Annotated in this window: 1 pseudogene; it reads left to right on the top strand. The window is 69.3% G+C overall.

Annotation, left to right across the window (positions count from 1 at the left end):
* A pseudogene (locus JCM9942_RS16125) lies at nt 1-1,334 on the top strand (penicillin-binding transpeptidase domain-containing protein); the annotation flags it as partial.

The raw sequence follows: 1,334 nt of genomic DNA, 5'->3' as shown, positions 1-1,334 counted from the left end.
CGCGCGACAAGGTGCTCGAGCGCATGGCCGCGCTCGGCGTGTGGTCGGCCGATGAAGTCGCCGACGCGCGGATCGAACCGGTGGTCGCACGTTCGCTTCAACAACCGCTGCATGCCGCCTTGCTGGCGCAGCGCCTGCGCGGTCTGCAGCCACGTGCCGCACAGATCCAGACCACGATCGACAGTGGTCTGCAGCGCATGCTGGAAGAGCGCGTGGCGGCCTATTTCTCCCAATTGCCCGAACGCACGTCGGCCGCCCTGCTGGTGCTGGACAACACCACGCTGGAGGCACGGGCCTATGTCGGCTCGGTGGCGTTTGCCGACAAGCCGCGGCTGGGCCACGTGGACATGGTGCAGGCCTGGCGTTCACCCGGTTCCACGCTCAAGCCGTTCCTGTACGGCATGGCGCTGGATGATGGGCTGATCCATTCGGAAAGCCTGCTGATCGATGCGCCGCAGAGCTTCGGGGGCTACCGGCCGGGCAACTTCGATGCCGCCTTCAACGGGCCGATCGGTGCGGCCAGCGCGTTGCGGCTGTCGTTGAACGTGCCGTCGGTGGACCTGCTCGACCGGGTCGGTCCGGCCCGTTTCGCCGGGCGGCTGGGCAATGCCGGCATCAATCTGCGCTTTCCGCGCGGCACCTCGCCGAATCTGGCCTTGATCCTGGGTGGTACCGGCGCGCGGCTGGAGGATCTGGTCGGCGCGTTCGCCGCGCTCAACCGTGAGGGCATCGCCGGGCGCGTGCGCTATACGCCGGACGATCCGCTGATCGAGCGCCGGCTGGTATCACCGGGGGCGGCGTGGATCGTGCGCGAGATCCTCCAGTCCAACCTGCGACCGGGTTATGGCGTGGGAACCTTCGATACCGGCAGTCGCCCGCCGGTGGCGTGGAAGACCGGCACCAGCTACGGCTATCGGGATGCCTGGGCCATCGGCGGCACCCAGCGTTACACCGTGGGCGTGTGGGTCGGCCGGCCCGATGGCACGCCGTTGCCGGGGCACTATGGCGCGGTCACCGCGTTGCCGCTGATGTTCGAGGTGATCGACAGCCTGCCGCGGCAGTCGGCCGACACCAGCCCCGGCGCCATGCCGGCCAGCGTCAGCGAGGTGGAATCTGCTGGCCGCTGGGCATCGCCGCCGCGCAGACCCCGGCGGCGATGTGCCAGCGCCGTTTCAAGGCGATGGTGCTTGACGAGGGGGTGCCGCCCACATTCGCCGAGCGCGATGCACGGTTGTGGCAGTCCGGTCGTCTGCGGTTCCAGGTCGATGGCAGCACCGGCCAGCGTCTTTCACCGGGCTGCAAGGCGGCCGGTCCGGTGGAAGAGCGGGAGATCG

Origin of the sequence: Stenotrophomonas pictorum JCM 9942 (assembly GCF_001310775.1) — a bacterium.
In the GTDB taxonomy this organism is placed as follows: domain Bacteria; phylum Pseudomonadota; class Gammaproteobacteria; order Xanthomonadales; family Xanthomonadaceae; genus Stenotrophomonas; species Stenotrophomonas pictorum.
The sequence above is the reverse complement of the archived record's forward strand: the minus strand, read 5'-3'. Positions and strand labels throughout refer to the sequence as shown.